Source organism: Streptomyces sp. JNUCC 63 (genome assembly GCF_054366325.1).
In genome coordinates, this window is the sequence record NZ_CM135963.1 from 6,739,972 (window position 1) to 6,766,055 (window position 26,084).

Below are 26,084 nucleotides of genomic sequence, written 5' to 3' on the forward strand. Positions count from 1 at the left end.
AGTGCCCCCTGTTCTCAAGGACCTCGCAGCCGCAAGGATCCCCCGTACCCAATTCGCAACGATGTACGGGGAGGTCCCACTTGAGGGACATGAGACCGAAGAACCGGGCGACGGCGCTCGGTTCGGCCGGCGCGCTGGTCACGGCGACCCTGATAGCCGGCGCCATGGCGACGCCCGCCGCCGCTGCGGAGAACCGCCACGGCCAGGACCGCGAGGCACGCGGCGCCGCGATCGCCGCCGAGCGCGCCGCCGAGGCCGGGATCGACTGGCAGGACTGCCCCGCCGACTGGGGGCTGGCCAAGCCCATCCAGTGCGGCTGGGTCTCGGTGCCGGTCGACTACGCCAAGCCGTACGGCAAGCAGATCAAGCTCGCCGTCGACCGCATCGGCAACACCGGCACCAAGCAGGAGCGCCAGGGCGCCCTCGTCTACAACCCGGGCGGACCGGGCGGCTCGGGCCTGCGCTTCCCGGCCCGGGTCACCTCCAAGAACCCCATCTGGGCCAACGTGGCGAAGGCCTACGACTTCGTCGGCTTCGACCCGCGCGGTGTCGGCCACTCGGCGCCCATCTCCTGCGTGGACCCGCAGGAGTTCGTCAAGGCGCCCAAGATGGACCCGGTGCCGGACTCCGAGGCCGACAAGCGCGTCCAGCGCAAGCTGGCCCGCGAGTACGCCGAGGGCTGCTACGAGCGCACCGGCCGTACGATGCTGCAGCAGATGACCACCGCGAACACCGTCCGCGACCTGGACGTCATCCGCGCCGCGCTCGGCGAGAAGAAGCTCAACTTCCTCGGCGTCTCCTACGGCACCTACCTCGGCGCCGTCTACGGCACGATGTACCCGGGCCACCTGCGCCGGATGGTCGTCGACAGCGTCGTCAACCCGGCGCGTGAGAACATCTGGTACCAGGCCAACCTGAACCAGGACACCGCCTTCGAGATCCGCTGGAAGGACTGGCAGGACTGGGTCGCCAAGAACGACGCCACCTTCCACCTGGGCACCACCCGCGCCGAGGTCCAGGACAAGTGGCTGACACTGCGCGCCACCGCCAAGAAGAACCCCGTCGGCGGGGTCGTCGGCCCGGCCGAGCTGATCTCCTTCTTCCAGAGCGCCCCGTACTACGACTCCGCGTGGGTGCCGGTGGCGACGGTGTTCAGCAAGTACGTCGCCGGTGACACCCAGGCGCTCATCGACGCGGCCGCCCCGGACATGTCCGACACCGCGGGCAACATCTCCTCGGAGAACGGCAACGCCGTCTACACGGCCGTGGAGTGCACCGACGCCAAGTGGCCCACCAGCTGGAAGAAGTGGGACCGGGACAACACGCGGCTGCACAGGACCGCGCCGTTCATGACCTGGGCCAACGCATGGATGAACCTGCCGTGCGCCACGTGGCCGGTCAAGCAGCAGACCCCGGTGAACGTCAAGACCGGCAAGGGCCTGCCGGAGGTGCTGATCGTGCAGTCCGCGCGGGACGCCGCCACCCCGTACGCCGGCGCCGTCGAACTGCACAAGCGCTTCAAGGGCTCCCGCCTGATCACCGAGAAGGACGCGGGCTCCCACGGAGTCACCGGCCTGGCCAACCCGTGCATCAACGACCGGGTGGACGCCTACCTGCTCACCGGCAAGCTGGACCGGGCGGACGTGACCTGCGCTCCGCACGCCACGCCGAAGCCGTAGTGGACGGTCGTACGTGACGAGGGGCGGCCGGGATTCCCGGCCGCCCCTTCTCCGCGTGCGGTGCCGTGGCGGTCAGCCGAGCGGTGAGCGCGGGAACCTGCGCTCCCTCTCACCCTTCGCCTCGGCCTGCTCCGCCTTGACCACCGCCGCGTACTGGTCGACGTACTCCTGCCCGGACAGCGACAGAATGGCGTACATGATCTCGTCCGTGACGGCGCGCAGGACCGCCTTCTCGTTCTCCAGCCCGGCGTAGCGGGAGAAGTCCAGGGGCTTGCCGAAGCGGATCGTGACCGGGTACATGTGCGGGACGACCCGGCCCGGCGGCTGGGCCTCGAAGGTGCCGATCATCGCGCACGGCACGACCGGCACCCCGGCCTCGAGCGCCATGACCGCGACACCGACCTTGCCCTTGTACAGACGGCCGTCGTGCGACCGGGTGCCCTCCGGGTAGATGCCGAGGAGCTCACCCTTGCGCAGCACCCCGAGCCCTTCCCGGATCGCGGCCTGCCCGGCCTCCTTGCCGGAGCGGTCGACCGGGATCTGCCCGGCGCTGCGGAAGAAGGCGGCGGTGAGCCGGCCCTTGAGGCCCGGTCCCGTGAAGTACTCGGCCTTCGCCAGGAAGGTGATACGCCGTTTGAGCATCGCGGGCATCAGGAAGTGGTCCGAGAACGACAGGTGGTTGCCCGCGACGATGGCCGGACCGGACGCCGGCACGTGCTCCAGCCCCTCCATCCGGGGCCGGAAGACCATTCTGAGCAGCGGTCCCAGCAGGACGTATTTGAGCAGGTAGTAGAACAAGGGGGCGCTCCTCACTCGTGCGGAACTGCTCAACCGCCGTGTTCTCGCAGGTCAGGGTGTATGCCGTGGGGGTGCCAGTGTAAGTGCGCACACCGTGGCGGGGAACTGCTTCCGGCCGTACGGCGGTGGCGCGATGCCGCGCCTGCCGAAAGCCGCCCACCCGGCGACGTACCGTGGTGGGCATGGCCCCTCCGCTTCCGGGTCCGCTGGCGCACCTGGCCCCGCTGCTGAGCCACTACGGCTACTGGGCCGTCGGCGGTGTGGTCCTGGTGGAGGACTTCGGGGTTCCCGCCCCGGGTGAGACGATCCTGATCGCGGCCGGGGTGTATGCCGGGGCCGGGCAGCTCAACGTGGTGGCCGTCGGCCTGATCGCGTTCCTCGCGGCGATCGTCGGGGACAACATCGGCTACCTCGTCGGCCGGTTCGGCGGACGGGCGTTCGTCCACCGCTGGGGGCGGTACGTCTTCCTGACGCCGAAGCGGTTCGAGGCGGCCGAGCGGTTCTTCTCCCGGCACGGCGGCAAGATCGTCACGGTGGCCCGCTTCATCGAGGGCCTGCGCCAGGCCAACGGCATCATCGCCGGCACCACGGGCATGCACTGGCTCCGCTTCCTCGCCTTCAACGCGCTCGGCGCCGCGCTGTGGGTGGGCCTGTGGGTGACCCTGGCCTACTTCGCGGGCGCACACATCAGCACGGTCTACGACGAGATCCGCCGCTACGAGGTCTACGTGCTCGTCGCACTCGGCCTCCTGGTCGCCGCCCTGATCGCCCGTCACCTGCTGCGCCGCAGGCACCGCGAGGACTGATGTCCGCGGAACCCGGGAATACCCCTAGGGGGTATTAATGTTCTGGTGCGTGAGGTCTTCATCCGCAGGGGAGAGCGACGATGACACACCCGGCACACGGACACGAGCACCACACGCACCACGCGCACCGGCATGAGCACCCTTCGCCGGGCGCCTCCTGGCGCGTGGCCGCACAGGCCACGCTGCACTGCCTCACCGGATGCGCCGTCGGTGAGGTGCTCGGCATGGTCGTCGGCACCGCGGCCGGCCTGCACAACGCGGCCACGGTCCTCATCTCCGTCGCGCTGGCCTTCGTCTTCGGCTACGCGCTGACCATGCGCGGGGTCCTGCGCGCCGGAGTCCCCGTCCGCCGGGCGGTCGGGGTCGCCCTGGCCGCCGACACCGTGTCCATCGCGGTGATGGAACTGATCGACAACACCGTGATGGTCGGCGTGCCCGGCGCCATGGACGCCGGCCTGTCCGACGCGCTGTTCTGGGTGTCGCTGGTTCTCTCCCTCGTGCTCGCCTTCGTGGTCACCGTCCCTGTCAACCGGTGGATGATCGACCGTGGCAAGGGGCACGCGGTCGTGCACATGTACCACTGACGCCGGTCGCGCGTGGTGCGGCCGTACCGGTCAGGGGCGGCCGTCCCGGCCCATGGGCTCGTTCAGCGGGCCGGTGTCCGGCCGGCCGCCGTAGCCGCGCGCGGTCCGGTGCGCGTGCCGGTGGCGTGTCGCGGCACCGGCCAGGAGGGCCGCGCCCAGACAGAAGATCAGGGCGAGGGCGAGACCGGCGCTGAAGGCCTCGAGCGTGTTCATCCTGGCGATGCCGTTGCCGAGCACCGACACCGTGTGCTCGGGGCCGCCGGACAGGTTGCCGGCGATGGCCAGAGCGGTGAAGGCGGCGGTCGCCGCGAGAAGGAGCAGACCGATGAGCAGCATGGAAGTCATCTCCTCAAGGAGTCCCGTCACCCGGCGGGTACCCCGCTCGTCACCGGGCAGGCGGGCAGGCGGGCAGGCGGGCAGGCGGGCGTCTCCTGGGGCGCGGGCGGAGGTCGCACGCGGACCGGATCGCGGCGCCGGTCACCAGGTGCGCCGCCGCTCCCATCGGGTACCCGGCGAGGGCGGCGCGGTGAACGGCACCGCGCAGACCGCAGGACCTGACGAAGGGAGGCGTCATGGCTCAGCACGTACGCGACATCATGACCAGCCGACTGGTGACGGTGGAGCCGCAGACCTCGGTGACGGCGGTCGCCCAGAAGATGCGCGACGAGGACATCGGCATCGTGCTGGTGACCGAGGGCGACGAGCTGCGCGGCCTGGTCAGCGACCGCGACCTGGTGATCCGCGCGCTGGCCGAAGGCGGTGACCAGGAGCAGCGGACCGTCGCCTCGGCGTGCAGCGGCGACATCTACACCGTGACCCCCGACGACGACCTGGACCGCGCGGTGCAGTTGATGCGGGAGCACTCCGTGCGCCGGGTGCCGGTCGTCGACCACGGTCACGCCGTGGGCATCGTCTCCCTCGGCGACCTGGCCATCGAGCGTGACCCGGGATCCGCCCTCGGTGACATCAGCGGGGCGGAGCCCAACCAGTAGGGCCGCGACGGCACCGACCGCTGGGGGCGCCCGCGCCGGCGCCCCCAGCCGTGCCGGCCGTCAGGCGGCCAGCACCTTCTCCAGGGAGGCCAGCGCGGAGCGCAGTTCGTCCTCGGTGATGGTCAGCGGCGGCGCCAGCCGGATCGTGGAGCCGTGGGTGTCCTTGACCAGGACGCCCTCCCGCATCAGACGCTCGCCGATCTCCCGCCCGGTGCCGATCGCCGGATCCACGTCGACGCCCGCCCACAGGCCGCGCGAGCGGAAGCCGACCACGCCCCGGCCGGCCAGCTCGGCCAGACCCTCGCGCAGCACCGCGCCCAGCTCCGCCGCCCGGCGCTGGAACTCGCCGGTCTCCAGCAGGCCGACCACCGCCGTGCCGACCGCGGCGGACAGCGGGTTGCCGCCGAACGTCGACCCGTGCTCACCCGGCCGCAGCACCCCGAGTACCTCCCGGCGCCCGACGACCGCGGACACCGGCACGATCCCGCCGCCCAGTGCCTTGCCCAGCAGCACGACGTCCGGCACCACGTCCTCGTGCTCGACGGCGAGCGTGCGCCCGGTGCGGCCGAGGCCCGACTGGATCTCGTCCGCCAGGAACAGACAGCCCGCGCGGCGGGTCAGCTCCCGCACCCCGGCGAGGTAGCCGTCATCCGGGATGATCACACCGGCCTCGCCCTGGATCGGCTCGATCAGCACCGCGGCCGTCGTCTCGTCGACCGCCGCCTGAAGCGCCGCCAGATCGTTGTACGGGACGATCCTGAAGCCCGGCGTGAACGGCCCGAAGCCCGAGCGTGCCGTCTCGTCCGTGGAGAAGCCGACGATCGTCGTCGTACGGCCGTGGAAGTTGTCCGCCGCGACCACGATCGTCGCCCGGCCGGCCGGGACGCCCTTGACCTCGTACGCCCACTTGCGGGCCACCTTGATGCCGCTCTCCACCGCCTCGGCGCCGGTGTTCATCGGCAGCACCATGTCCTGACCGGTCAGGGACGCCAGCCGCTCGGCGAACTCGGCGAGCCGGTCGTTGTGGAAGGCCCGCGAGGTCAGCGTCAGCCGGTCGAGCTGGCGGTGCGCGGCCTCGATCAGCGCGGGGTGGCGGTGGCCGAAGTTCAGGGCCGAGTAGCCGGCCAGCATGTCCAGGTAGCGGCGGCCCTCGACGTCCTCCACCCAGGTGCCCTCGGCGCGGGCGACGACCACGGGCAGCGGGTGGTAGTTGTGCGCGAGGACCGGCTCCTCGGCCCGGATCAGCTCGTCGGAGGTGCGGGTCCGTGCGGGTGCGGTCATGAGCGGATCTCCTGGGTGCAGCACTTGATGCCGCCGCCGGCCCTGTGGAACTCGGACAGGTCGACGGGGACGGGGACGTAGCCGCGGTCGGCGAGCTGTTCGGCGAGCGCCGTCGCTCCGGGCGAGATGAAGACGTGACGGCCGTCGCAGACGGAGTTCAGGCCGAAGGCCGTCGCGTCCTCGCGGGTGGCGAGCACCGCGTCCGGGTACAGCCGGGCGAGCACCTCGCGGCTGCCGGGCGAGAACGCCTCCGGGTAGTACGCGATGTTTCCCTCGCCCTCGTCGTCGAGGACGAACAGCGCGGTGTCCAGGTGGTAGAAGTACGGGTCCACCAGGGTCAGGCCGATCACCGGCACGCCCAGGTACTCCTGCGCCTCGCGGTGGGCCTCGCGGGTGGTGCGGAAACCGGCGCCGGCCAGGATCCAGCGGCCGGCCGGCACGAAGTCGCCCTCGCCTTCGCACACCGACTCGGGACGGTAGACGTCGTAGCCGGCCGACTTGAACCACGTGTCGTAGGGGAGGGACTCCGGGCGGCGCTCGGGCGCCTTGAACAGGGAGCCGAAGACGCGGCCGCCCACGACGACCGCCGCGTTGGCGGCGAAGACCATGTCCGGCAGGCCGGGCACGGGCTCCACGGTGTCGACGGTGTGGTCGTGGGCGCGGTAGACGCCGATCAGTTCATGCCACTGCGCCTGGGCCAGGGACACGTCCACGGGGACGTCCGGATGCATCCAGGGGTTGATCGCGTACTGCACGGCGAAGTGTCTGGGTTCGCAGACGAGGAAGCGCCGCCGGCGCGGCACACGGGATTCGGGCACAGAGGGGTCCCTCCGCTTCCTGGGTGTCGACTGGGGGTGACACAAAGGTAGGAAGCGGTGACGGCGGGCGACAAGAAACGAAAGCTGCGCGCATGAGCAGGAACGCTGCGTCTTTCCGCCGCTCAGCGCACGTCTGCTGCGTCCTGCGGGGCGGGCTGGCTGGCACCCGCCTCCGGGGCGTCCGGCAGCAGGTGCGAGAGGACCATCACGCTGATCGTCTTCCGGATGAACGGCTCGGTGCGGATCCGCTCCAGCACTTCCTCGAAGTGCTCCACGTCCCGCGCCCGCACGTGCAGCAGCGCGTCCGCTCCGCCGGTCACCGTCATCGCCGCCGTGATCTCCGGATGGTTGCGGACCACCTCGGCCAGCCGCCGCGGCGGGGCCGCGCCCTCGCAGTACACCTCGACGTACGCCTCCGTACGCCAGCCCAGCGCCGACGGCTTGACCGTGGCCGTGAACCCGGTGATCACACCCGTCTCGCGCAGCCGGTCCACACGGCGCTTGACGGCCGTCGCGGACAGGCCGACGGCCGCGCCGATCTCGGCGAAACTGCTGCGGGCGTTCGCCATCAGCGCGGTGAGGATCTTCCGGTCGAGTTCGTCGAACGGTGTCGGCCTGCTGTTCATGTCGGCACTGTATCCAGCGCAAACGTCCGCGCCCGGCCCGTGTCCAGGCATGCGGATCCCCCCTACACTCCACCTTCATGCTGCGTGCCCTGGCCGTCGACGACGAACGCCCCTCGCTCGAGGAACTGCTGTACCTGCTGAGCGCCGACCCCCGGATCGCCGGCGTGGAGGGCGCCGGCGACGCGACCGAGGCGCTGCGCCGCATCAACCGGGCCCTGCAGTCCGGCCCGGACGGGCCCGACGCGATCGACGTCGTCTTCCTCGACATCCACATGCCGGGCCTGGACGGCCTCGACCTGGCCCGGCTGCTCACCGGGTTCGCCGAGCCGCCGCTGATCGTGTTCGTCACCGCCCACGAGGACTTCGCCGTGCAGGCCTTCGATCTCAAGGCCGTCGACTACGTGCTCAAACCGGTCCGCAAGGAACGCCTCGCCGAGGCCGTCCGCCGCGCCGCCCAGCTGCGCGACGCCGCCCCGCGGATCCCCGTGAGCGAGCCCGACCCCGACCACCTGCCCGTCGAACTCGGCGGCGTCACCCGCTTCGTGGCCGTCGACGACATCACCCACGTCGAGGCGCAAGGAGACTACGCCCGGCTGCACACCGGCAAGGGCAGCCACCTCGTGCGCATCCCGTTGTCCACCCTGGAGGAGCGCTGGCGTGCCCGCGGCTTCGTCCGCATCCACCGCCGCCACCTGGTCGCCCTGCGCCACATCGGCGAACTCCGCCTGGACGCCGGCTCGGTGAGCGTCCTGGTCGGCACCGAGGAGCTCCAGGTCAGCCGTCGGCACGCGCGCGAACTGCGGGAGCTGCTGATGCGCCGGACCGCGCGCTAGGGGGACGTACGTCATGCCCCACGATCCCACCGAACGCCGTGTCGTCGTCACCGGCCCGCCCCGCCGCACCCGCAGGGCCCCGGGCCACTACCGCCCGCGCACCGAGATCGACGAGCAGACCACCCTCGGCCACACCTACGTCCGCTCCCTGATGCGCAGCCAACTGCGCGCCGGCCTCACGGTGTTCGCGGTGCTGGTGCTGCTCGTCGGCCCGCTGCCGCTGGTGTTCGCCGCCGCCCCCGACGCCCGCCGCCTGAAGTGGGCGGTGCTCGGCTTCGGCCTCTACGTCCCGCTGGTGCTGCTCGCCCGCTGGTACGTGCGCCGCGCCGAGCGCAACGAACGCGACTTCGTCCGCCTGGTGGGGGACCGCTGAACACCGTGAACTCCGCCTACACCGTCCCCGCCGTCGCCCTCGTCGTGGTGGCCACCGTGTTCGTCGGCGCGTTCGGCCTGCGCATCTCCCGCACCACCTCAGACTTCTACGTCGCCTCCCGCACCGTCGGACCGCGCCTGAACGCCGCCGCGATCAGCGGGGAGTACCTCTCCGCCGCCTCGTTCCTCGGCATAGCCGGCCTGGTGCTCGTCCAGGGCCCGGACATGCTGTGGTACCCGGTCGGCTACACGGCCGGCTATCTGGTCCTGCTGCTGTTCGTCGCCGCCCCGCTGCGCCGCTCCGGCGCCTACACGCTGCCCGACTTCGCCGAGGCCCGGCTCGCCTCCCAGGGCGTGCGGCGGCTCGCGGGCGCCTTCGTCGTCGGCGTCGGCTGGCTGTACCTGCTGCCCCAGCTGCAGGGTGCGGGGCTCACCCTGGCGGTGCTCACCGGGGCGCCCGACGCGCTCGGCGGAGTGATCGTCGCCGTCGTCGTGGTGGCCACGGTCGCCGCGGGCGGGATGCGCAGCATCACCTTCGTCCAGGCCTTCCAGTACTGGCTGAAGCTGACCGCGCTGCTCGTCCCCGCCCTCTTCCTCGTCCTCGCCTGGCAGCACGACGGCGCGCCCCGCCGTGCCTTCGACGAACCGGCCGCCTTCCGCGAGCAGCGCACCGTCCGCGTCGCCGACACCCTCGACCTCCGGCTGGAGCGCCCGCTCACCGTCACCGTGACCGGCACCGTCGACGGCCGCGCCCACCAGGAGAAGCAGGTGCGTCTGAGCGCGGGCACCCACCGCGTCGAACAGGACACCCGGCTCACCTTCGCGCGGGGCGCCCACGTCCCCGAGGCCACTCGCGGCAGCAACGGCGGCATGTCCACCTCACTCGCCTCCGGCCGCGAGGAACGCCCGCTGTACGCCACGTACGGGCTGATCCTCGCCACCTTCCTCGGCACCATGGGCCTGCCGCACGTCGTCGTCCGCTTCTACACCAGCCCGCACGGCGTCGCCGCCCGCCGCACCACCGTGGCCGTGCTCGGCCTGATCGGCGGCTTCTACCTGCTGCCGCCGGTGTACGGCGCCCTCGGCCGCCTCTACGCCCCCGAGCTCGCCCTCACCCGGAGCGCCGACGCCGCGGTGCTGCTGCTGCCCGACCGGGTGATCGGCGGCCTCGGCGGCGACCTGCTGGGCGCACTGGTCGCGGGCGGCGCCTTCGCCGCGTTCCTGTCCACCGCCTCCGGACTGACCATGGCGGTGGCCGGGGTGCTCACCCAGGACGTGCTGCCCTCGCGCGGGGTGCGGCACTTCCGGCTCGGCACGGTGCTCTCCATGGCCCCGCCGCTCGCCGCGAGCGTCCTGGTCGGCGGACTGCCGGTCGCCGACGCCGTCGGGCTCGCCTTCGCGGTGTCCGCGTCCTCCTTCTGCCCGCTGCTCGTCCTCGGCATATGGTGGCGGCGGCTCACCCCGCCCGGCGCGGCCGCCGGGATGCTGGCGGGCGGCGGCGGCGCGCTCGTCGCCGTCGCCGTGACCATGGCCGGCTTCCCCGGCACCGGACCGCTGCACGCACTGCTCGCCTGGCCCGCCCTGTGGTCGGTGCCGCTGGGCTTCCTCACCATGATGCTGGTGTCCCTGGCCACACCGGGCCGGGTACCGGCCGGCACCGCGGGCGTCCTGGCCCGCTTCCACCTGCCCGAGCAGCTGCACACGGAGGTGAAGGCATGAGCGGGTTCCTCGCCGGGTTCTGCGCCGCCGCGCTGCCGCTGCTCGCCGCCGGCTACTGGCTCGGCCGGCGCACCGCCCGGCCGCAGAGCCTCGGCGGGCTCGGCACCCCCGTCGAGCACGCCACCTTCCAGACCCTGCACGCCGCCTCGCTCGCCGCGCCTCCGCTGCGGGCCGGGCTGACGGAGGAGACCGCCCGCAAGTCGGCCCGCCGGCTGCGCTCCCTGCTCGGCACCGACGCCCTGTGCCTCACGGACGACACCCGGGTCCTCGCCTGGGACGGCGTCGGCGCACACCACCGCGGCGAGATCATGGAACGCCTCACCGGCCCCCTGGAGACCGGCCGCGGCGAGGCGTTCCGGCTCACCTGCCGGCTTCCGGACTGCCCGGTGCGCTGGGCCGTCGTCGCCCCGCTCACCGTCGACGACCGGGTGCACGGCGCCCTCGTCGCCTGCGCGCCCCGCGAGTCCGCCGTCCTGGTCCGCGCCGCGGCCGAGGTCGCCCGCTTCGTCTCCGTACAGCTGGAACTCGCGGACCTCGACCGCTCCCGCACCCGGCTCATCGAGGCCGAGATCAAGGCCCTGCGCGCCCAGATCTCCCCGCACTTCATCTTCAACTCGCTCGCGGTCATCGCCTCCTTCGTCCGCACCGACCCCGAGCGGGCCCGCGAGCTGCTGCTGGAGTTCGCCGACTTCACCCGCTACTCGTTCCGCAGGCACGGCGACTTCACCACGCTCGCCGACGAACTGCACGCCATGGAGCACTACCTGGCGCTGGTGCGGGCCCGCTTCGGCGACCGTCTCGCGGTCACCCTGCAGATCGCGCCCGAGGTGCTGCCCATCGCCCTGCCGTTCCTGTGCCTGCAGCCGCTGGTGGAGAACGCCGTCAAGCACGGTCTGGAGGGCAAGACCGGCACCTGCCACATCCGGATCACCGCACAGGACGCCGGAGCCGAGGCCCTGGTCGTCATCGAGGACGACGGTGCCGGCATGGACCCCGACCTGCTGCGCCGCATCCTGGCCGGCGAGGACAGCCCCTCCGGCGGCATCGGGCTGTCCAACGTCGACGACCGGCTCCGCCAGGTCTACGGCGACGACCACGGCCTGGTCATCGAGACCGCCCCGGGCGCGGGCATGAAGATCACCGCCCGGCTGCCGAAGTACCAGCCGGGCGTGCACTCGGCGGCACGGCTCACCTAGTGCCTCAGAGCCTGTCGCGGGTGACGATCATGCCCAGGGTGATCAGGCCCAGCACGACCCAGCCGAACCACAGCCAGCCGTTGCCGCCGAGCGCCACCGTGTAGGCCGTCACCGCGACGAGGGCGCCCACGGTGAGCACCCCCATCGCTCTCGTGGAACCGTCCGTGGAACCGGGCATCGCGGCACCCTCCTCGTGGTCGGCTGCCTCCATGGTGCCCCGGACCGCGGCGAAGCAGTACGGGGCAGCACGGGGCAGGGGTGCCGAGTGCGGGATGCCCGTTCAGTTTCCCTGGGCGTTCAGGGAGGCCAGATAGGCGTTGTAGGCCTCGAGCTCCTTGTCGCCGTCACGCTCCGCGGCGCGGTCCTTGCGCCGGGCCTGGCGCTGTTCGGAGCCGTACCACTGGAAGAGCAGGGCGAGCAGCACCAGTACGGAGGGGATCTCACTGAACGCCCAGGCGATGCCGCCGGCCGCGTTCTGGTCGGCCAGGGCGTCGATGCCGAGGGAGGCGGGCGGGTGCATGAAGGTCTCCACCATGGGCGCGGACGCCATCATCAGCGCGATGCCGAAGAACGCGTGGAACGGCATGCCCGCGAACAGCTGCAGCATCCGCATGAGGTAACCCGACCGGTTCGGGCCCGGGTCGACGCCCATGATCGGCCAGAAGAAGACCAGGCCCACCGCGAGGAAGTGCACCATCATCGCGACGTGCCCGACCTTCGACCCCATCAGGAAGTCGAAGAGCGGCGTGAAGTACAGCGCGTACAGGCTCGCGATGAACATCGGGATGGTGAAGAGGGGATGGGTGATGACCCGCATGTAGTGGCTGTGCAGCAGCATCAGCAGCAGCTCGCGCGGCCCCTTGCGGCCCTTGACCACCGGCAGCGCGCGCAGCGCCAGTGTGACCGGGGCGCCGAGCAGGATCAGGATCGGCGAGAGCATGCTGATGATCATGTGCTGGACCATGTGCACGCTGAACATGACCATGCCGTAGTCGTTCAGCCCGGTGCACATCACCAGACCCACGGTCAGCACACCGACGACGTACGCCACCGTCCGGCCCACCGGCCAGGAGTCGCCGCGCCGCCGCAGCCGCACCACGCCCCAGCCGTACAGCGCGAGCCCGAGCAGGCAGGCGACGAGAAAGAAGAGGTCCGCGGACCACTGAAGGCCGCGTTCCAGCGTGAACGGCGGCAGATCCATCATGCCGTGCCCGCTGTGATCCATCAGCCGGCTCCTGTTTCGTGGGGGTTGTGCGCTGTCTGTCCACAGCTGTCTGTCCGCACCCAGACTAGAGCCGCCCCCGGCCGCTCTTGCGGCCGGGGGCGGTTTGTGCTTACGCGTGTGTTCCGCGGGTGTGTCCTACAGGACATACTCCGCCTCGGCGTACCGCTCCGCCGGTACCGTCTTCAGGGACGCGACCGCCTCGGCGAGCGGCACCGTCACGATGTCCGTGCCGCGCAGCGCCGTCATCCGGCCGAACTCCCCGCGGTGCACGGCCTCCACGGCGTGCCAGCCGAACCGGGTGGCGAGCACGCGGTCGTACGCCGTCGGGGTGCCGCCGCGCTGGACGTGCCCGAGGATGACGGGCCGGGCCTCCTTGCCGAGCCGCTGCTCCAGCTCGACCGAGAGCTGCCGGGCGACGCCGGCGAACCGCTCGTGGCCGTAGATGTCCTTGCCGCCCTCGTCGAAGTCCATGGTGCCCGGCCTGGGCTTGGCGCCCTCCGCGGCCACCACGATCGCGAACCGCTTGCCCGCCGCGAAGCGCGCGCCGACCTTCTCCGACAGCTCCTCGATGTCGAAGGGGCGTTCGGGGACGACGATGGCGTGGGCGCCGGCCGCCATGCCGGACTGCAGCGCGATCCAGCCGGTGTGGCGGCCCATGACCTCCACGATCAGCACGCGTTGGTGGGACTCGGCGGTGGTCTTCAGCCGGTCCAGGGCCTCGGTGGCGACGGTCACGGCCGTGTCGAAGCCGAAGGTGACGTCCGTGACCGCGATGTCGTTGTCGATGGTCTTCGGCACGCCGACGATGGGCAGGCCGTTGTCCGACAGCAGCCGGGCCGCCTTGAGCGTGCCCTCGCCGCCGATCGGGATGATCGCGTCGAGTCCGAGCTCCTCGACGTGGCCCCTGGCCCGTTCCACCCCGTCCCGCAGGTGCTCGGGGCGGACCCGGGAGGACCCGAGGATGGTGCCGCCGCGGGCGAGGATGCCGCCCACCGCGTCGAGGTCGAGCTTGAGGTAGTCGCACTCCAGGAGGCCCTTCCAGCCGTCGCGGAAGCCGATGACCTCGTCGCCGTGGTCGACCACGGCACGGTGCACGACGGACCGGATGACGGCGTTCAGGCCGGGGCAGTCGCCGCCGGACGTGAGGACACCAATGCGCATAGCCCGAACAACCTTCTCCACGTGGGCACGGGACCGGACCGCGCTGTCCGGCTCGGTCCCCGCCACCCTAGCGGCACACGGGGGTGGGGCCGAACCGTCCGTCCGCCTGCTGGACGGGGCCGCTCACCTGTGCGGACGGCCCGTCAGACGGGCTGGTCGCGCCGTGCTGACGGGCCGGTGGACGCGCGGTGCGCCGGGGTGGCGGAAGAACCGTTCCCGCATGGGCGGACGCGCGAGCGCGGCAGGCCTACGCGGGCTGCTGCGCCGCCGCGATGCGCTCGTTGCGCAGGGCCTCGTACCAGTGGTCGTCGACCGGCGGGAGCGCGTTGACGTCGAGTGCCAGCTTCAGCAGCAGGTCCGCGATCAGCGGGTTGCGGGCCAGCACCGGACCGTGCATGTACGTGCCGAAGACGGTGTCGTTGTACGCGCCCTCCGTGCCGTCGCCGGTGCCGTTGCCCTTGCCGATCCGGACCTGGGCGAACGGGCGGGCGGTGGGGCCGAGGTGGGTGACGCCCTGGTGGTTCTCGAACCCGGTCAGCGAGGGCAGGCCGAGCCGCGGGTCGATGTCACCCAGCACGTCGCCGACGCACCGCTCGCCCTCGCCGCGCACCGACACCACGTCGAGCAGGCCCAGTCCCGGCTCGCGCTGCCCGAGGTCGTTGATGAACTCGTGGCCGAGGATCTGGTAGCCGGCGCAGACAGAGAAGACGATCGCGCCGTTCTCCACGGCCCGGGTCAGACCGCCGTCACGGCGCAGCCGCTCCGCCGCGAGCCGCTGCGGCCGGTCCTCGCCGCCACCGATCAGATAGATGTCGCCGGAGGTCGGGATCGGCTGGTCGCTGCGCACGTCCAGGCGGGCCACGTCCAGGCCGCGCTGCCGGGCCCGGCGCTCCACGACGAGCACGTTGCCCTGGTCGCCGTAGGTGCTCAGCAGGTCCGGGTAGATCCACACCAGCCGCAGTTGGTTGTCGCTCATGAAGTGCTCGTCCTCCGTGGTCAGTTGCCGACGCGGCGGCGCAGGTCCTGGAACGCGGTGTAGTTGGCGATGACCTCGATCCGGCCGGGCGGCGCCTGCTGGATGGCCTGGTCGAGGTCATCGCAGACCTGGAACTGCTGGTTCGCCACCTCCAGACGCACCGCGAGGTCCAGCTTCCGGTCGCCGAGCACGAAGAGCGGGTGGCCGGTCAGGCGGGTGTAGTCGACGTCCCACAGCCAGGAGGTGTCGGTGCCGTCGGCGCTGCGCGCGTTCACCGACAGGATGACGGGCGTGGGCGGCGGGTCGATCAGGGAGAAGGTCTCCAGCCAGCCGGCCGGGTTCTTCGCCAGCAGCAGCCGCAGGTCGCGGCCCTGGAACTGGACGACGTCGTAGCGGCCGGCGACCGCCTGCACCTGGTACATCCGCTCCAGGGCGACCTGCGGCGGCACCCCGAAGACGGCGGCGACGGCCGCGGAGGAGGCGGCGTTGGCCTTGTTGGCGCGGCCCGGCAGCTGCAGGTGGATCGGCCAGGCGGAGCCGTGCGGGTCGAGGACGTGGTCGCCGTTCAGCGCCCAGCTGGGGGCGGGCCGGCGGAAACCGCACTCGCCGCAGAACCAGTCGTCACCGGGGCGCTGCATCACACCGCCGCAGGACGGGCAGGACCAGGCGTCGTCCTTCCACATCTGCCCGGCGGCCACCCAGATCACATTGGGGGAGGAGGACGCGGCCCACACCACCAGCGGATCGTCGCAGTTGGCGACGATCACGGCCTTGGACCCGCTCAGGGCCTCGCGCCAGTTCTCGGCGAGCATCCGGGTCTCGCCGGCGCGGTCGAGCTGGTCGCGGGAGAGGTTGAGCAGCGCGATGCACTTGGGGGCGGTGTCCCGGGCCACGCCCGCCAGGTACTTCTCGTCGACCTCTATCACACCGAACTTGGCGTCCGAGCCGCCCGCCAGCGCCGAGGTGATGCCCGCGGGCATGTTGGCGCCGAGGGCGTTGGACACGACCGGGCCCGCGGCCCGCAGGGCCTCGGCGATGAGCCGGGTGGTCGTGGTCTTGCCGTTGGTCGCCGAGACCAGGATCACGTCCAGGTGCTGGGCGAGCCGGCCGAGCAGGTCGGGGTCGAGTTTGAGGGCCACCCGACCCCCGATCACCGAACCGCTGCCGCGACCCGCGGCACGCGATGCCGCGGCGACCGCCTTGCCCGCGGTCACGGCCAGCTTGGCCCGCGGCGTGAGCGGGTCCGAGTTGCCTGCCATCAGTCCTCGATCCTCCTTGCGTACGCGCCGCGCCTGAGTCATCCGGCAACGTGGTGGGGGCCTCAGCCTATCGAGACCCACCGGCGCTCCCGAATCCCGGCCCGCGCCTGCGCGGCGGGCACGGGCCGAGGGAACCGTACCCTTGCCGCCATGCGACACGGCTCGATACCCGGCGCCCGCGGACGCGTCCGGCCCCTCACCCTGCTCGGCGACCCCGTCCTCGACGCGCCCTGCGCCGAGGTCACCGACTTCGGCGCAGGGCTGTCCCGGCTGGTGGAGGACCTGTTCGCCACGATGTACGACGCACGGGGCGTGGGCCTGGCCGCCAATCAGGTGGGGGAGTCCCTGCGCGTTTTCGTGTACGACTGCCCGGACGACGAGGACGTGCGCCACCTGGGCCATGTGGTGAACCCGCGGCTGGTGGAGACGGACGGCGTGCGGGTCCGCGGCCCGGAGGGCTGTCTCTCCCTGCCGGGCCTGGAGGCGGGGACGGAGCGCTACGACCACGCGGTCGTCGAGGGTTTCACGGTGACCGGGGAGCCGGTCACCGTGCACGGGACGGGGTTCTTCGCCCGGTGCCTGCAGCACGAGTACGACCACCTTCAGGGGCGCCTGTACGTGGACCACCTCACGGGGTGGCGCAGACGCAAGGTGCTGAGACAGGCGGCGAGGGCGCCCTGGAGCCGTACGGACCGGAAAGGTACCGGGGAGTCCTAGAAGCCCGGGCCGCCCACCTTGTCCCCGGCCGCCGCCAGCCGGCCCCACAGCAGGTCCGCCAGGCTGCGTACCAGCTCCGCGCGGGAGCAGGGACGCTCGCCCAGCCACCAGTCACCGGCCGCGTGCATCATGCCGACGATGCCGTGCCCCCACACGCGGGCCAGCTGCTGGCTGCCCGGGCCGAGGTCCAGCCGCTCCTCTATGACCTGGGCCAGTTCCTCGCCCATGCGGCGCAGCAGCGGGGCGGAGTGCTTGCCGACGTCGAAGCCCTGGTCGCCGCCTTGACTGCCCTCCGACGGGTGCATCAGGAACCGGTAGACCTGCGGGCGCGCCTCGATGGCCGCGAGGTAGGTGTCCAGCGTGGCCTCCACCCGCTCGCGCCGGTCCGCGGGGGCGTCCACCGCGGCCCGCAGCGAGTCGAGCAGGGCGTCGGTGTGCCGCTTGGCGAGGGCGGCGTACAGCCCTCCCTTGTCGCCGAAGTGGCGGTAGAGGATCGGCTTGGTGATGCCGGCCTCGGCGGCGATGGCGTTCATCGACGCCTGCGGGCCGTCGCGCAGCACCACCCGGTCGGCGGCCTCCAGCAGTTCGCGCCGTCGGCGGTCGGCGGACCGTTGCTGATCGGTCCGCTGCGTGGTGTCCATGAGCTCTCCCCACCCGTGCTGGTTCGGTGACGCCTGCGCAAACTAACACTGACTTGTGCCCGATACATCGAACGGGCTGCCGAGGAGTCGTCGGAAGTCGGAAGTTGACTTCCTCTACTGATCGGTAACACAGTAGGGTTACCGTAAGTAACATGCATGTGCGCTGCTGGAGGGGACATGGCCGAGTTCACCATGGAGCTCAACGACGAACAGAAGGAGGTCCGGGACTGGCTGCACGGCTTCGCGGCCGACGTGATCCGGCCCGCGGCCGCCGAATGGGACGAGCGCGAGGAGACTCCCTGGCCGGTCATCCAGGAGGCAGCGAAGGTCGGCATCTACTCCCTCGACTTCTACGCCCAGCAGTACTTCGACTCCACCGGCCTCGGCATCCCCGTGGCCATGGAGGAGCTGTTCTGGGGCGACGCCGGTATCGCCCTGTCCATCGTCGGCACCGGACTGGCCGCGGTCGGCGTCCTCGCCAACGGCACCGAGGAGCAGATCGGCACCTGGATCCCGCAGATGTACGGCGACGCCGGCGACGTCAAGGTCGCCGCGTTCTGCTCCTCCGAGCCCGACGCCGGCTCCGACGTGGCCTCCATGCGCACCCGCGCGGTGTACGACGAGGCCAAGGACGAGTGGGTGATCAACGGCACCAAGACCTGGGCGACCAACGGCGGGATCGCCAACGTCCACGTGGTCGTCGCCTCCGTCGACCCCGAGCTGGGCTCCAAGGGCCACGCCTCCTTCATCGTCCCGCCGAACACGCCGGGGCTGTCCCAGGGCCAGAAGTTCAAGAAGCACGGCATCCGCGCCTCGCACACCGCCGAGGTGATCCTGGACAGCGTGCGCGTCCCCGGCTCCTGCCTGCTCGGTGGCAAGGAGAAGCTGGACGAGCGGCTGGCCCGGGCCCGGGAGAAGGCGAAGAGGAGCGGCGAGAGGGTGAAGAACGCGGCGATGGCCACGTTCGAGGCGTCCCGTCCCGCCGTCGGCGCCATGGCGGTGGGCACCGCCCGGGCCGCGTACGAGGTCGCCCTCGACTACGCGAAGACCCGCGAGCAGTTCGGCCGGCCGATCATCGACAACCAGGGCGTCGCCTTCCAGCTCGCCGACATGCGCACCCGGATCGACGCCGCCCGCCTGCTGGTCTGGCGCGCCTCCTGGATGGCGGTCAACGGCAGGCCGTTCACCGCCGCCGAGGGCTCGATGTCCAAGCTGTTCGCCAGCGAGACCGCGAAGAAGGTCACCGCCCAGGCGATCCAGATCCTGGGCGGCAACGGCTACACCCGGGAGTACCCGGTGGAGCGGATGCACCGCGACGCGGCGATCTACACCATTTTTGAGGGGACGAGTGAGATTCAGCGGTTGGTGATCTCGCGCACGATTTCGGGGATGCCGATCCGGTGAGCGCCGTAGGGATGTGGTTCGCCGCGGGCTGCGGGCCGTCTGCGGCTGGTCGCGCCCACACGGCGGAGCCGCATGTCGACAGGGCCCCGCGCCCCTTGGGCGGGGTCGCTCATCGGTGTTTCAGAGGTGTGAGTTGCTCGATGTCGTAGCGCTTGCGTAGTGCTTCTATCGCCTCGTGGTCCGGGGGGCCTGCGGTGCCCAGGATGTCGAGCAGTTCCTCGAAGTAGCGCTCGTGGTCCGGGGGCGGGGAGGCCTGGAAGAACATCTTCGCCGGGATGTCGGTCGGGTTGGCGAACGCGTGCGGGCAGCCCGGGGGTACGACGATGACCGTACCCGGGGTCGCCCGCACCACGCGGTTGCCGGAGCTGGACTCCCACCTCTGCCAGTGGTCGGGGGTCCGGATCCGCGGCTCGAAGGCGAGCACGTCCAGCTCGCCCTCGAGCACGTAGAACAACTCCTCGCTGCGCGTGTGCACATGGGCGCCCACGTCGAAGCCCGGCGGGACCTCCACCTCGAAGGTGGAGGTCACCCGCGAGTGCGAGCCGGTGACCTTGAACGTCACACGCTGGGCCGGCGTTTCGACGGTGCGCCCGTGGCCCGGCGGCACGAGCAGTCCCTCCGTGGTCATGGCGGGCTCACCACGTCACGGGCAGGGCCTCGGGCCCGCGGATCAACGCGCCCTTCCTGAAGGGCACCTGGTCCGCCGGCACCGCGAGCCTCAGCCCCGGCACCCGGTCCAGCAGGGCGTCGACCAGCAGCTCCGACTCCAGCCGGGCCAACTGGCCGCCCGGGCAGTGGTGCGGGCCGAAGCCGAACGCCACATGCGGGTTCGGGCTGCGCGAGAAGTCGATCGACTCGGGGTCCGGGAAGACGTCCGGGTCGCGGTTGGCGGCGAGGTACGACACGTGGACGGCGTCGCCGGCGCGAATCCGTACGCCCTTGATCTCCACATCCTCCAAGGCGATCCGGGACAGCCCGACCGCGTTGCGGTGCGGGATGCAGCGCAGCAGTTCGTCGATGGCCTGCGGGCGGATCTCCGGCTCGCGGCGCAGCCGTTCGGCCAGCTCGGGGCGGGTGAGCAGGATGTAGAACATCTGCCCGCTGTTGTGGGTGACCGCCTCGCCGCCGATCTGCAGGAGCACCGCGAGAGCCACGGCCTCCCGCAGGGTGATCTCCCGGCGCCCCACGGCCGCGCCGAGGAGTGAGGCGACGTCCTCACCGGTGCTCTCCACGCGCGCGTCGATGAGCTCGGTGAAGTACGCGCCCATCTCCTCCTTGGCCTGCTCGCTGACATCGGCACCGTGCGAGGAGGACAGGATCAGCCGGGTCCAGGTGTGCATGCCGTGCCGGTCGGCGGGCGGCACCCCCATCAGCTCGCAGATCACCGCGATCGGGAACGGGCCGAGCACCGTCCTTGTGAGGTCGGCGGGCGGGCCGTCCCGGAGGAGTTCGTCGACCAGTTCGTCCAGCATCCGCCGGGAATTCTCCCGTACCCGCTCGACACCGCGCGCGGTGAAGGCGGGAACGACCGAGCGGCGCAGCCGGGTGTGATCGGGCGGGTCCAGGAAGCCGACCGCGTCGCGGGTCGGCACGAAGTGCGGGGCCAGCCAGGTGACCTGACGGTCCATGACCGCCTCGCGGCTGAACCGGGGGTCGTCGGTGACCATCCGCACGTCGTCCATGCGGGTCACCAGCCATGCCCAGCCCTCGCCGTCGGGCATCTCGATGCGGGTGACCGGGCTCTCCTCCATCAGGCCGGCCAGGACCGGGTCGAAGTCGACGCCGGCCAGGTCGGGCGTGGGCCAGTGCCGCACCGGGGGCAGTGTCCCGGTGAGCGTCTCCTCGGTCATGCCCCGGCTCCGATCTGCCAGCTGCCGAGCGACATCTCGGCGGTGATGCCGGGGCCGAACCCGGCGAGCAGCCCGCGTGCCCGGTCCTCGGGGACGCCCTCGTCGAACAGCCGGCGCAGCGCGTCCAGGACGACGGCGCTGGCGATGTTGCCGTACTCGGTGAGCGTGGCCCGGCTGAACCGGAACGCGTGCGGCTCGACGTTCAGGAACTTGCTGAGGTCGTCCAGAATGCGGGGGCCGCCCGCGTGGATGACGTAGAAGTCCAGGTCGGACGCGTTCCAGCCGTGCAGCCCGGCCAGGTCCCGCAGGGCCGGGGCGAGCGGCTCCATGGTGGTGGGCACCCGTTTGTCCAGCAGGAAGTGGAAGCCGGTCTCCCGGACGTCGTACGCGATCCACTCCTCGGTCTTGGGTATCAGGTACGAGCCGTTGCGTTCCAGCCGGACGCCGGTGCCGCCGGTGCCGCGGACCACGGCGGCGGCGATGCCGTCGCCGAACAGGCCGTTGGAGAGCAGGGAGCCGACGCCGAGGTCGGTGGGCTGGTAGCACAGCGAGCAGAACTCGCAGGCCACGATGAGCGCGTTGGCGTCCGGGTAGGCCGTGCAGAAGTCGTGGGCCCGGTTGATCGCCGCGCCGCCGGCCGCACAGCCCAGCTGGGCTATGGGCAGCTGGCGGGTGGTCGAGTCGAAGTCCATCTCGTTGATCAGCCACGCCGTGAGCGAGGGCATCATGAAGCCCGTGCACGAGACGTAGATGATGACATCGATATCGGAGGGCAGGAGTTCGGCGTCGTCGAGCGCGCGCTGGATGACCGTGGGGACCCTGGCTTTGGCCTCCTGCTCGTAGAGCTTGTTGCGCTGCTCGAAGCCGGGATGCTTGAGGGTCTCCTCGATGGGTTGCACGATGTGCCGGGTACGCACGCCGGTGTTCTCGATCAGCCGGAGGGCCAGCGGGAGTTGCGGGTGGTCCGCGTGGCGGGAGCGTGCGAGCTCCAGCGTTTCCTCCATGGTGATCACGTGCTCTGGAACGGACACCGAAGGTCTGCACAAAGTCGCCATGAGCCGTGCCTGCTTTCGCCTTCCGGAAGGCCGGTAGCCCCCCGGTCAGAGGGTGGTGCACCCAGAAGGGTGGTCCATCCACGATCGCCCGAGAGGGCGATGATCTCTCGGTGGACTACTCCAATCCGGCGACGGCGAGTGAGCCCCACAAGCCCCTTGCACCACCGGCGAAGCGACGGCGGCGCCGCCCCGTCCAACCGGAAAACCGCTGGTCAGCCAGCACTTCATGGGTTGATCGGCCCGGCCTTCGGGCGGGCGCCCGACCGTGTGCGCCGCGTGACCTGCCCGCGCAACGGACCGGCAGCGCGTCCCGGGGGTGAGTTCCTCCGGTCAACCGGAAGGTGCCGCGCCGCTGCTGTGGGCGATGCAGGCCACGTCGATGCGGTCGGCCAGCTTGGCCAGTTCGATGGTCAGGGCGGCGACCGTGTCCTCGTCGAGACCCTCCTGGCCGGCCTCCACCAGACGCAGCCACCGGCCGCCGACCGTCCGCAGCAGCTTGCTCACGTCGGCCGCGGCCACCTGCAACGTGCCGCGGTCGTCGACGATCAGAGGCAGAGTCACTTCGCGGTTCACAAAGGGGATCGTAGCCGCGGAAGCCTCACGCTCCGTGCCATACGGTGGTGATGTTGCAGAACTCGCGGATTCCGTGCCCGGACAGCTCACGCCCGTACCCCGACCGCTTCACCCCGCCGAAGGGGAACGCCGGGTGCGAGGCGGTCATCCCGTTGATGTACACCCCGCCCGCCTCCAGGTCCCGAACGAGCCGGTCGACCTCGCTCTCGTCCCGCGTCCAGACGTTCGAACTCAGCCCGAACGGCGAGTCGTTGGCGATCAGCACGGCCTCGTCCAGGTCGTCCGCCCGGTACAGCGTGGCCACTGGTCCGAACGCCTCCTCGCGGTGGATGCGCATCTCGCGGGTGATGCCCGCCAGCACGGTCGGCGGGTAGTACCAGCCGGGCCGGTCGGGCCGTTCGCCACCGCACAGCACCTGCGCCCCGCTCCGCCTCGCGTCGTCGACCAGCTCCTCCAGATCCGCCCGGCCGCGCTCGCTGGACAGCGGCCCGACCTCGGTGTCCTCCTGCATCGGGTCGCCGATCCTCAGCGCCTTCATGCCGGCCACGAAACGCTCGGCGAAGGCGTCGTAGACGTCCGTGTGCACGATGAACCGCTTGGCGGCGATGCACGACTGCCCGGTGTTCTGCACCCGCGCGGTCACCGCGACCTCGGCGGCCCGGTCGAGGTCGGCCGACGGCATCACGATGAACGGGTCGCTGCCGCCCAGCTCCAGCACCGTCTTCTTGACCATCTCCCCGGCGGTGGACGCCACCGCCCGCCCCGCCGGCTCGCTGCCGGTCAGCGTGGCCGCCTTCACGCGCTCGTCGCGCAGGATGTCGTCGACCGCGCCGGAGCCGATGAGCAGGGTCTGGAAGCAGCCCTCGGTGAAGCCCGCCCGGTGGAACAGGTCCTCCAGGTACAGGGCGGTCTGCGGCACGTTGGAGGCGTGCTTGAGCAGGCCGACGTTGCCGGCCATCAGCGCGGGCGCCGCGAACCGGATCACCTGCCACAGCGGGAAGTTCCAGGGCATCACCGCCAGCACCGGGCCGAGCGGCCGGTAGCGCACCAGGGCGCGGGAGGCCCCGGAGTCCTTCACGTCGTCGGCGGCGGGCTCCTCGTCCGCGAGCAGTTCCTCGGCGTGCTCGGCGTACCAGCGCATCGCCTTGGCGCACTTCGCGGCCTCCGCGCGGGCCTGCTTGACCGGCTTGCCCATCTCCGTGGTCATGACGCGGCCGATCTCCTGCTGGTCCTCGTCGAGGAGGTCGGCGGCCTTGTTCATCAGCCGGGCCCGCTCCGCGAAGGTCGTCGTCCGGTACGTGCGGAACGTGGCCTGGGCGAGCTGGAGCCGGCGCTCGATCTCCTCCTCGCCCATGGCCTCGTACGTCTTGATCGTCTCGCCGTTGGCCGGGTTCACCGTGGCGATGGACATGGCTGACCTCCCCTGTGACGGGCTGTGCTTCGACCTTCGCGCGCCGCGGTGCCCGCCGCAACGCGTGAGGGCCTTCTCAGAGCGAGTGCTCAGCCAGTCGGTCGAGAAACGCGGTCTGGGCCTTGACGATCACCTCGCGTGCCCGGTCCAGGCCGAGCCACGCCACACGGTCGAGCTCCGGGAACTCCTGTGTCCGCCCGGACCGCGGCGGCCACTCCATCAGGAACGTGCCGGGGCTGATCGTCGCCGGGTCGAGGTCGGCCTCCACCGCCCAGGCGGTGACGGTCTTGCCGCTCGACTGCCGGACCTCGCCCAGCGGCACCGCCTCGCCGTCGGGCGGCTCCAGCCCCAGCTCCTCCCGGAACTCACGGCGGGCGGCCTCCCAGGCGGGCTCCCCGGGGTCGTACTCGCCCTTGGGCACGGTCCAGGCCCCCGCGTCGCGCCGGGCCCACAAGGGGCCGCCCATATGACCGAGCAGCACCTCCAGACCGTCGCCGGCGCGCCGGAACAGCAGCAGACCGGCGCTCCGCCTGCCCCGCCGGTCCGTCACGGCCCGACCTCCGGATGCGCGGCCAGCAGCGTCTCCACGGTGTCCGCCTCCTCGGGGCGCTTGTCCTCGCGGTACCGCACGACCCGGGCGAAGCGGAGGGTGACGCCCGCCGGGTAGCGGGTGGAGCGCTGCAGGCCGTCGTAGGCGATCTCGACGACGAGCTCCGGGCGTACGGTCACTCCCCACCCCTTCTCCTCGACGGCCAGCCGGCGCAGCCGCTCGGTCTGCCAGGCCAGCATCGCGTCCGTCATGCCCTTGAACGTCTTGCCCAGCATGGCGAAGCCGCCGTCGGCGGTGCGGGCGCCCAGGTGCAGGTTGGACAGCCTGCCGGCGCGGCGGCCGTGGCCCCACTCGGCGGCCAGGACCACCAGGTCCAGGGTGCGCACGGGCTTGACCTTCAGCCAGGACGCGCCGCGCCGGCCCGCGCTGTAGGGCGCGTCGAGGGCTTTGACGACGACACCCTCGTGGCCGCGTTCCAGCGTCCGGGCGAGGAACCGCTCCGCCTCGGCCACGTCGTCCGGCCCGGACACCACGGTGCGCCTGACCCGCATCGGCTCCGGGACCAGCCGGGCCAGCTCGGCGTGCCGCCCGGTCAGCGGCAGGTCGAGCAGATCGCGGTCGTCGACCGACAGCGCGTCGAAGAAGACGGGACAGACGGGGACCGCCTCGGCGGCCGTGGCCACGTCCACCCGTGAGCCGACGCGCCCGGCGGTCTCCTGGAACGACCGCGGCCGTCCGTCCGCCCCGAAGGAGATGACCTCGCCGTCCAGGACGAACCGCTCACCCGCCAACCCCAGGGCGGCCGCGATCACTTCGGGCAGCCGGTCGGTGATGTCGTCGAGCGTGCGGGTGTGGATCCGTACGGTGTCGCCGTCCCGGTGGAGCTGGACGCGGATGCCGTCCAGCTTCTCCTCGACGGCGCAGGCGCCCAGCTTGTCGACCGCCTCGGCCACCGAGGAGGCGCTGTGCGCCAGCATCGGAAGCACCGGGCGGCCGACGGTGAGCCGGAAGCGCTCCAGCGCCGGCGGGCCGTCCGCGAGCAGCGCCCGTGCCACCGTCCGCAGCGACCCGGCCAGCATCACCGCCCGCCGCACGTCCGCCGGCGGCGCGCCCGTCGCCCGGGCCAGTCCCTCCACGGCGATGGCGTCCAGCGCGCCCTGCCGGACCTCCCCGGTGAGCAGCCCCAGCAGGAACCGCTGCTCGCCCTCGGTGGCCGCGCCCATCAACTCGCCGACGATCCGCGACCGCTCCGCCTGCGATCCGGGCCCGGACACCTTGCCGAGCTCGCTCAGCCGGAGGTCCACCTCGCGCACGGTCAGGGAGGGCTCGGCGGCGGGCGGGACCCTGCGGCCCAGGACCTTCCACCCCACGCCCAGCCGCCCCTGCGGCGGCCTTCCCGCGAGATACGGGATGACGACCGGAACGTCGTCCGCCTCCGCCTCCCGGAACAACTCCGCGAGCAGGGCGATCTTCTTCGACCGCGCCGAGGTGGCCGCGACCTCCCGCGACACCTGAGCCAACCGGGCAAGCAGCATGCAGTCATGGTGCACCGGAGGAC

27 protein-coding genes and 1 pseudogene are annotated in these 26,084 nt (G+C 71.7%); 10 read left to right on the top strand and 18 right to left on the bottom strand.

All coding sequences use genetic code 11. The features are described 5' to 3' along the window. Positions 1–80 precede the first annotated feature (80 nt). Positions 81–1,679 carry an alpha/beta hydrolase gene (locus ACX25U_RS31110; RefSeq protein ID WP_454384951.1) on the top strand — a complete coding sequence of 533 codons (1,599 nt, stop codon included), beginning with the start codon at positions 81–83 and terminating at the stop codon, positions 1,677–1,679. A gap of 72 nt (positions 1,680–1,751) precedes the next feature. Here the strand turns inward: ACX25U_RS31110 and ACX25U_RS31115 are convergent, their stop codons facing one another. Then, on the bottom strand, positions 1,752–2,477 hold the full coding sequence (locus ACX25U_RS31115) for a lysophospholipid acyltransferase family protein (RefSeq protein ID WP_454384952.1): 726 nt from the start codon (positions 2,475–2,477) through the stop codon (positions 1,752–1,754). 182 nt (positions 2,478–2,659) lie between these two features. On the opposite strand from ACX25U_RS31115, the gene ACX25U_RS31120 reads away from it, so the two are divergent. Then, entirely contained in the window at positions 2,660–3,283 is a 624-nt protein-coding gene (locus tag ACX25U_RS31120) for a DedA family protein (RefSeq protein ID WP_454384954.1), read from the top strand. Positions 3,284–3,363: 80 nt separating this feature from the next. Further along, positions 3,364–3,867, top strand: a complete 504-nt coding sequence (locus tag ACX25U_RS31125) for a DUF4396 domain-containing protein (RefSeq protein WP_454384956.1) — start codon at positions 3,364–3,366, stop codon at positions 3,865–3,867. Between the two features lie 30 nt (positions 3,868–3,897). Here ACX25U_RS31125 and ACX25U_RS31130 read toward each other — a convergent pair whose 3' ends face one another. Beyond that, complete coding sequence (locus ACX25U_RS31130) at positions 3,898–4,203, bottom strand: hypothetical protein (protein WP_454384958.1); 306 nt, start codon at positions 4,201–4,203, stop codon at positions 3,898–3,900. A gap of 236 nt (positions 4,204–4,439) precedes the next feature. On the opposite strand from ACX25U_RS31130, the gene ACX25U_RS31135 reads away from it, so the two are divergent. Then, positions 4,440–4,859, top strand: a complete 420-nt coding sequence (locus ACX25U_RS31135; protein ID WP_454384960.1) for a CBS domain-containing protein — start codon at positions 4,440–4,442, stop codon at positions 4,857–4,859. A gap of 60 nt (positions 4,860–4,919) precedes the next feature. Here ACX25U_RS31135 and rocD read toward each other — a convergent pair whose 3' ends face one another. From rocD to ACX25U_RS31150, 3 genes are all read right to left on the bottom strand, one after another. Then, positions 4,920–6,140, bottom strand: coding sequence for an ornithine--oxo-acid transaminase (rocD, locus tag ACX25U_RS31140; RefSeq protein WP_454384962.1), 1,221 nt, complete (start codon positions 6,138–6,140; stop codon positions 4,920–4,922). Next, positions 6,137–6,958 (bottom strand): dimethylargininase, encoded by an 822-nt coding sequence (gene ddaH, locus ACX25U_RS31145; RefSeq protein WP_454384963.1) that lies wholly within the window; start codon positions 6,956–6,958, stop codon positions 6,137–6,139. The genes rocD and ddaH overlap by 4 nt, the downstream gene beginning before the upstream one ends. Before the next feature lie 122 nt (positions 6,959–7,080). Continuing rightward, the gene (locus ACX25U_RS31150; RefSeq protein ID WP_454384965.1) at positions 7,081–7,584 is read right to left on the bottom strand and encodes an Lrp/AsnC family transcriptional regulator; all 504 of its coding nucleotides are present in this window, start codon (positions 7,582–7,584) and stop codon (positions 7,081–7,083) included. 77 nt (positions 7,585–7,661) lie between these two features. Between ACX25U_RS31150 and ACX25U_RS31155 the strand changes: the two genes are divergently transcribed. The 4 genes from ACX25U_RS31155 to ACX25U_RS31170 are packed head-to-tail and all read left to right on the top strand — an operon-like array spanning position 7,662 to position 11,704. Beyond that, positions 7,662–8,417: a LytR/AlgR family response regulator transcription factor gene (locus ACX25U_RS31155; RefSeq protein ID WP_454384966.1), complete on the top strand. Its 756-nt coding sequence runs from the start codon at positions 7,662–7,664 to the stop codon at positions 8,415–8,417. 13 nt (positions 8,418–8,430) lie between these two features. After that, complete coding sequence (locus ACX25U_RS31160; protein WP_454384968.1) at positions 8,431–8,790, top strand: hypothetical protein; 360 nt, start codon at positions 8,431–8,433, stop codon at positions 8,788–8,790. A 5-nt stretch (positions 8,791–8,795) separates the two neighbouring features. After that, positions 8,796–10,508: a sodium/solute symporter gene (locus tag ACX25U_RS31165; protein WP_454384970.1), complete on the top strand. Its 1,713-nt coding sequence runs from the start codon at positions 8,796–8,798 to the stop codon at positions 10,506–10,508. Continuing rightward, on the top strand, positions 10,505–11,704 hold the full coding sequence (locus ACX25U_RS31170; RefSeq protein WP_454384972.1) for a sensor histidine kinase: 1,200 nt from the start codon (positions 10,505–10,507) through the stop codon (positions 11,702–11,704). The genes ACX25U_RS31165 and ACX25U_RS31170 overlap by 4 nt, the downstream gene beginning before the upstream one ends. Positions 11,705–11,708: 4 nt before the next feature. Here ACX25U_RS31170 and ACX25U_RS31175 read toward each other — a convergent pair whose 3' ends face one another. From ACX25U_RS31175 to ACX25U_RS31195, 5 genes are all read right to left on the bottom strand, one after another. Continuing rightward, positions 11,709–11,882 (bottom strand): hypothetical protein, encoded by a 174-nt coding sequence (locus ACX25U_RS31175; protein WP_454384973.1) that lies wholly within the window; start codon positions 11,880–11,882, stop codon positions 11,709–11,711. 102 nt (positions 11,883–11,984) lie between these two features. Further along, positions 11,985–12,929, bottom strand: coding sequence for a cytochrome c oxidase assembly protein (locus ACX25U_RS31180; RefSeq protein ID WP_454384975.1), 945 nt, complete (start codon positions 12,927–12,929; stop codon positions 11,985–11,987). Between the two features lie 135 nt (positions 12,930–13,064). Then, positions 13,065–14,090, bottom strand: a complete 1,026-nt coding sequence (locus ACX25U_RS31185; RefSeq protein ID WP_454384976.1) for a 6-phosphofructokinase — start codon at positions 14,088–14,090, stop codon at positions 13,065–13,067. A 247-nt stretch (positions 14,091–14,337) separates the two neighbouring features. After that, a complete protein-coding gene (locus tag ACX25U_RS31190) occupies positions 14,338–15,066 on the bottom strand; it encodes a type 1 glutamine amidotransferase (RefSeq protein WP_454384978.1) in 729 nt (242 codons plus the stop codon). A gap of 20 nt (positions 15,067–15,086) precedes the next feature. Continuing rightward, entirely contained in the window at positions 15,087–16,325 is a 1,239-nt protein-coding gene (locus ACX25U_RS31195) for a MurT ligase domain-containing protein (protein WP_454384980.1), read from the bottom strand. A 150-nt stretch (positions 16,326–16,475) separates the two neighbouring features. On the opposite strand from ACX25U_RS31195, the gene def reads away from it, so the two are divergent. Then, the gene (gene def, locus ACX25U_RS31200) at positions 16,476–17,042 is read left to right on the top strand and encodes a peptide deformylase (RefSeq protein WP_454384982.1); all 567 of its coding nucleotides are present in this window, start codon (positions 16,476–16,478) and stop codon (positions 17,040–17,042) included. On the opposite strand, the gene ACX25U_RS31205 is transcribed toward def, so the two are convergent. Next, positions 17,039–17,683 carry a TetR family transcriptional regulator gene (locus ACX25U_RS31205; RefSeq protein ID WP_454384984.1) on the bottom strand — a complete coding sequence of 215 codons (645 nt, stop codon included), beginning with the start codon at positions 17,681–17,683 and terminating at the stop codon, positions 17,039–17,041. The genes def and ACX25U_RS31205 overlap by 4 nt on opposite strands. A gap of 177 nt (positions 17,684–17,860) precedes the next feature. Here ACX25U_RS31205 and ACX25U_RS31210 point away from each other — a divergent pair, with 177 nt between their 5' ends. Further along, positions 17,861–19,087, top strand: coding sequence for an acyl-CoA dehydrogenase family protein (locus tag ACX25U_RS31210; RefSeq protein ID WP_454384986.1), 1,227 nt, complete (start codon positions 17,861–17,863; stop codon positions 19,085–19,087). A gap of 109 nt (positions 19,088–19,196) precedes the next feature. Here the strand turns inward: ACX25U_RS31210 and ACX25U_RS31215 are convergent, their stop codons facing one another. The 7 genes and pseudogenes from ACX25U_RS31215 to ACX25U_RS31245 form a co-directional block, all read right to left on the bottom strand. Continuing rightward, positions 19,197–19,715 carry a cupin domain-containing protein gene (locus tag ACX25U_RS31215; RefSeq protein WP_454384988.1) on the bottom strand — a complete coding sequence of 173 codons (519 nt, stop codon included), beginning with the start codon at positions 19,713–19,715 and terminating at the stop codon, positions 19,197–19,199. 7 nt (positions 19,716–19,722) lie between these two features. Continuing rightward, positions 19,723–20,937 (bottom strand): cytochrome P450, encoded by a 1,215-nt coding sequence (locus ACX25U_RS31220; protein WP_454384989.1) that lies wholly within the window; start codon positions 20,935–20,937, stop codon positions 19,723–19,725. Continuing rightward, positions 20,934–22,001 (bottom strand): annotated as a pseudogene (locus tag ACX25U_RS31225) (type III polyketide synthase); the annotation flags it as partial. The pseudogene ACX25U_RS31225 and the gene ACX25U_RS31220, both read right to left, overlap by 4 nt. A 321-nt stretch (positions 22,002–22,322) precedes the next feature. Continuing rightward, entirely contained in the window at positions 22,323–22,565 is a 243-nt protein-coding gene (locus ACX25U_RS31230; protein ID WP_112465280.1) for a DUF6213 family protein, read from the bottom strand. A gap of 25 nt (positions 22,566–22,590) precedes the next feature. Further along, positions 22,591–23,976: an NADP-dependent succinic semialdehyde dehydrogenase gene (locus ACX25U_RS31235; protein ID WP_454384991.1), complete on the bottom strand. Its 1,386-nt coding sequence runs from the start codon at positions 23,974–23,976 to the stop codon at positions 22,591–22,593. Positions 23,977–24,052: 76 nt separating this feature from the next. Next, positions 24,053–24,526: an NUDIX domain-containing protein gene (locus ACX25U_RS31240; RefSeq protein WP_454384993.1), complete on the bottom strand. Its 474-nt coding sequence runs from the start codon at positions 24,524–24,526 to the stop codon at positions 24,053–24,055. Beyond that, positions 24,523–26,061 carry an ATP-dependent DNA ligase gene (locus tag ACX25U_RS31245; RefSeq protein WP_454384994.1) on the bottom strand — a complete coding sequence of 513 codons (1,539 nt, stop codon included), beginning with the start codon at positions 26,059–26,061 and terminating at the stop codon, positions 24,523–24,525. Before ACX25U_RS31245 ends, ACX25U_RS31240 begins: the two co-directional genes overlap by 4 nt. Positions 26,062–26,084: the final 23 nt, after the last annotated feature.